6 protein-coding genes are annotated in these 4,174 nt (G+C 66.8%); 1 reads left to right on the plus strand and 5 read right to left on the minus strand.

Annotation, left to right across the window (positions count from 1 at the left end; genetic code table 11):
* Positions 1-20 precede the first annotated feature (20 nt).
* The 3 genes from WAN02_RS18570 to WAN02_RS18580 all read right to left on the minus strand — a co-directional run bounded on the left by WAN02_RS18570 (position 21) and on the right by WAN02_RS18580 (position 2,814).
* Positions 21-440, minus strand: coding sequence for a hypothetical protein (locus tag WAN02_RS18570; protein WP_422265713.1), 420 nt, complete (start codon positions 438-440; stop codon positions 21-23).
* 172 nt (positions 441-612) lie between these two features.
* Positions 613-1,974 carry a hypothetical protein gene (locus WAN02_RS18575; RefSeq protein ID WP_422265714.1) on the minus strand — a complete coding sequence of 454 codons (1,362 nt, stop codon included), beginning with the start codon at positions 1,972-1,974 and terminating at the stop codon, positions 613-615.
* Between the two features lie 45 nt (positions 1,975-2,019).
* Entirely contained in the window at positions 2,020-2,814 is a 795-nt protein-coding gene (locus WAN02_RS18580) for a (2Z,6E)-farnesyl diphosphate synthase (protein ID WP_422265715.1), read from the minus strand.
* 83 nt (positions 2,815-2,897) lie between these two features.
* Between WAN02_RS18580 and trhA the strand changes: the two genes are divergently transcribed.
* Positions 2,898-3,629, plus strand: a complete 732-nt coding sequence (gene trhA, locus WAN02_RS18585) for a PAQR family membrane homeostasis protein TrhA (RefSeq protein ID WP_422265717.1) — start codon at positions 2,898-2,900, stop codon at positions 3,627-3,629.
* 8 nt (positions 3,630-3,637) lie between these two features.
* Here trhA and WAN02_RS18590 read toward each other — a convergent pair whose 3' ends face one another.
* Complete coding sequence (locus tag WAN02_RS18590; protein WP_422265716.1) at positions 3,638-4,009, minus strand: nuclear transport factor 2 family protein; 372 nt, start codon at positions 4,007-4,009, stop codon at positions 3,638-3,640.
* 40 nt (positions 4,010-4,049) lie between these two features.
* Positions 4,050-4,174, minus strand: a 125-nt coding sequence (locus tag WAN02_RS18595) for a hypothetical protein (RefSeq protein WP_422265718.1), incomplete at its 5' end; no start/stop codon positions are given.

Genomic DNA, 4,174 nt, shown 5'->3' on the forward strand with positions numbered 1-4,174 from the left:
CCGCACCGGCGGGACGGGAGTCACGCCGGCAAGCGGCGCACTCCGAGGTATTGCAGGTATCCCATCAGTGCGAAGTAGCAGCCAGTGGCCAGCGTCGCGCCGACGCCGGCGGCAGTCAGCGGCAACGCACCGACGGCAACCACGACCAGCGCCGCCACCGTCAGCACGACATTGCCGATGATGAGGGCGACTCCGACGCGGCGCAGATCGGGTGCTGCGGCGAGGCCGTAGACCGCCAGTCCGCCGAGCACCAGCAGGGCGCCCCCGCCGAATTCGGCGACGGAACTCAGACCGGTCAGTGCGGAGAGCGGGTCCGCCATCAGGGCGATGAAAAGACCAACAAGGCCGCTCAGCGTCGCGTCGAGCCGCATGGCAAACCGCAACAGCGAGTCGGTCGAGTCTTCGAACGGGCGGGTGGACAGTGGAGTAACAGCGGTCATGTCGGAACTCCTTGGGATATCGGGTCGAACACTTTTGAGAATGCCGATCGGGAACTGCCAGATCGATGCTTGGCACTGCCAAGCACTGCCATGCGCAGGTCAACTCAGTGATCTAGGCCACGTATTCCTTGCCTAGCCCGGCTAAGCAGACTGGGCTAACCAGATTGGGCGCCTAACTGGAGACGGTCACCCGGCCGCGAAGATCGGCGGCAATCAGCTTGGCCGCGGCGTTCTGCCAGTTGTGCAACGAACGTTGCGGGACTTCGGTGACGAACCACTGCCACGCCTGCCGGGCGGTCGGATCCAGGCCGGCGGCTGTGGCGTTCTGGGCGTAGGCCCGCACCCCCACGACATACGGGAAGTACAGCGAGTTGTAGTGCCGCCACTGCTCGCTGGTGCCGAAGTCGCCGCCGTCGCGCGGCTTGAGCGCGGCGATGCGGTCGGCCAGCAGCGCCTTGAGTTCGATGGCCCGCTCCAGCGGCTGATCCGGGGCGCCGCGGGCGGCCAGCCGCTCGTCGATGCAGGGCAGCGCCGTCAGCGGGTTGGCGACCAGCTTGGACAGGTCGCCGTAGTGCCCCAGCGCGCGGCGGGTCAGCCGGGCGAACGAGTCGTCGTCGAAGCCGTCGAGCGGATCGGCCAACCGCAACGGCAGCGCAGATTGGGTGCGCCGCAACGTCTCCCGATCGGCCCGCAACACCGGCGCCCGCGAGAACACCATCCGGTCCAGCAACCCGGCCAGCGGGTCGGCCAGCACCTGCACCGAAGAGGCGATCGCCAGGCTGGTGAACAGCAGCACGGTCAGCGCGATCTGCGCGCTGGTCTGGCGGCGGGTCAACTCGATGCCGATCAGCATCTGGCCACCGAGCAGCGCCACCACCATGCCGCTGCCGGTGAATGAGCGCAGCATGTCGGCGCGCAGCGCCTGACCCTCGTCGAACGCGTCCCACAACGCCACCGCCACGCCCAGGCACAACACGTCACAGCCCGTCGACGCCAGCGCCAGCCAGCTGGGCACCACGCCCAGCGGAATGATCAGGATCGCGTTGGCCAAGGCAAAAAACATCGTCGCGGTGACGATCAGCCCGACCTTCGGGATCTTCTGCACCCGGCGCCGCAGCGCGAAGACCATCGCGCCCAAGGTGGACACCGAAATCACCACGCACATCACCAGATGGCCGGGCCGCAACGGTCCGGCAACGGTGCCGGCCAGCGCGGCACCGACCAGCGTCATCGCACCGGTGACAGCGACCAGCAGCACTTCGCCGGCACGGGATCGCTCGTTGTCACCCGCGCGGGCGATCTCCAGGAGCACCGCGAACCAAGCGACACCGGGGACAGCGACCAGATAGATCTCGACCTGGCCGAGCAATGCGGAGTGGGTGACGAGCCGCACCGCATCCAGCGCGACGGCCGTCGCAAAGCTGCACAGTCCTACTGCCGAGAACGCCAGCACCGGCTTGCGCGGGTTACGGGCCAACAAGTACAGCCCCAGCCACCAACTCAGCGAGAACACCAACGCCGAAAGCGCAGCCATGCTTTCAGTGTGGCACGCCACTAGAACGTCGGCGGCGACCCACTGTCAAGCGCCGTAGCGGCGATGCCGCAGGCTGTAATCACGCAGCGCGCGCAGGAAATCGACGCGCCGGAATGCCGGCCAGTGCGCTTCGGTGAACCACATCTCCGAGTAGGCGCTTTGCCACAACAAGAACCCGGACAACCGCTGCTCCCCCGAGGTTCGGATCACCAGATCGGGGTCGGGCTGCCCGGAGGTGTACAGGTTCTCTGAGATCGCGTCGACCGTGACGGCGTCGATGAGTTCCTCGCCGCTGGCGCCGTTGACGAGTTGTTTGGCCAACAGTCCGCGCACGGCGTCGGTGATTTCCTGACGGCCGCCGTATCCGACCGCAACGTTGACGTGAAAGCTGCCGTTGCCGGTGCTCGCGGTGCCCTCGACCGCGTCACGCAGCCGGCGCGCGGGTTCCTCGCCGATCAGCTCTAGGTCCCCCACCGTCCGCACGCTCCAGCCGTTGGCCGGCGCGCAGATCTCTTCGACGACCTCAGTGATGATCTCGATGAGCGCGGCCAGCTCGGCCGGATCACGGCGCAAGTTCTCGGTGGAAAGCAAGTAGACAGTGGCCATTTCGATGCCGGCCTCATGGCACCAGCGCAGCATCTCGGCGATCTTGACCGCGCCCATCCGGTACCCGTAGCTGACGTCGTCGTAGCCGGCGTCGCGTGCCCAGCGTCGGTTCCCGTCGCACAGCACAGCGATGTGACGCGGCAGTGCGGATTTCGATGCGGCCAGCCCTTGCCGCAGCCGCAATTCGTAGAGCCGATATAACGGTTCCTTGACACGCGGCGGAATGATCTCCACAGCGATCCAGATTACTGTGGGTCGGAGTGCTCAAGGGCTTTCCGGCCGCAACTCATGGAGGCGTATTGATTCGCGACACCGGCGTGGCCACCCAGGCCGGCGCGGACGAGACGTCCCACACCGTCGGAGATGTGGCCGAGCACATTGTCGAGGGCGTGAAGGACACCGCCCAGGCGCTGGTCAAGCCGCGGGCGCGGGGCTGGATTCATCTGGTGTCGGCCGTGGTCGCGGTCATCGCCGGCGCCACACTGATCTCGGTGTCCTGGCCTCTGGCTGGGCTCAAGGCGGGTCTGGCGACGTTCATCTACACCGGCTCGGTGGTGGGGATGTTCACCACCAGCGCGATCTATCACCGGGTCAACTGGACATCGGTGAAGGCCCGCACCTGGATGAAGCGGCTCGACCACTCGATGATCTTCGTGCTGATCGCCGGCACCTACACACCGTTCGCATTGCTGGCGATGCCGCACGACGCGGGCGCGCTGGTGCTGTGGATGGTCTGGGGCGGCGCGCTGGCCGGGGTGCTACTCAAGATGTGCTGGCCCACCGCACCGCGCTGGGTCGGTGTCCCGCTGTATCTGATCCTCGGCTGGGTCTCGGCGTTCTACATCGCGATGATCCTGCACAACGCCGGCGTGGCCGCGATGGTGCTACTGGCCGTCGGCGGCGCGCTCTACAGCGTCGGCGGGATCATGTACGCACTGCACCGGCCGGACCCATGGCCGAGCACGTTCGGCTATCACGAGTTCTTCCACGCCTGTACCGCGGTCGCCGCGATCTGCCACTACATCGCGATCTGGTTCGCGGTGTTCTGACGGAGGCGCTACAACTGCCTGGCGTTCTCGGGTGACCAGTAGGCCTTCATCGCGGCGATCTTGCCGTCGCCGTCGAACACCATCACGTCGATCGGTTCGATGACCATCCGGGTGTCGCCCGCGGAGACAGTCAGCTTGAAGTGGAAGGCCGCCTCGTTGCCGGCAACCCGCAGCGTCACCAGCTCGCTTTCCCGCTGCACGTTTTCCACCGCGGAGTAAAAGCCGTGGATCGCCTGCCGGCCGATGTGCACCTCGCCGCCGACCGGATCCTCGACGGTGGCGTCGTCGGCGTACAACTCGACCAGATCATCCGCGGTGCCCTTGGCGATCAGGCTGATGTAGCGGTTGACGGTCTCGGCGATGTGTTCTGCACTCGACATGGGAGGCACGCTACCGCGCCGAGTCTCACGGCCCGCACAATCACCGGGCGAGTGCAGATTCCAATTCCGCGGCGCCGGTGACCGGCAGGTCGCAGACCCGACCGCGGCACACGTAGGCCGCGTCGGCATCGGCGACGCGGCCGCGGCCGACGAGCAGCTCTGACG

This window comes from Mycobacterium sp. (genome assembly GCF_049281135.1).
Classification (GTDB): Bacteria; Actinomycetota; Actinomycetes; order Mycobacteriales; family Mycobacteriaceae; genus Mycobacterium.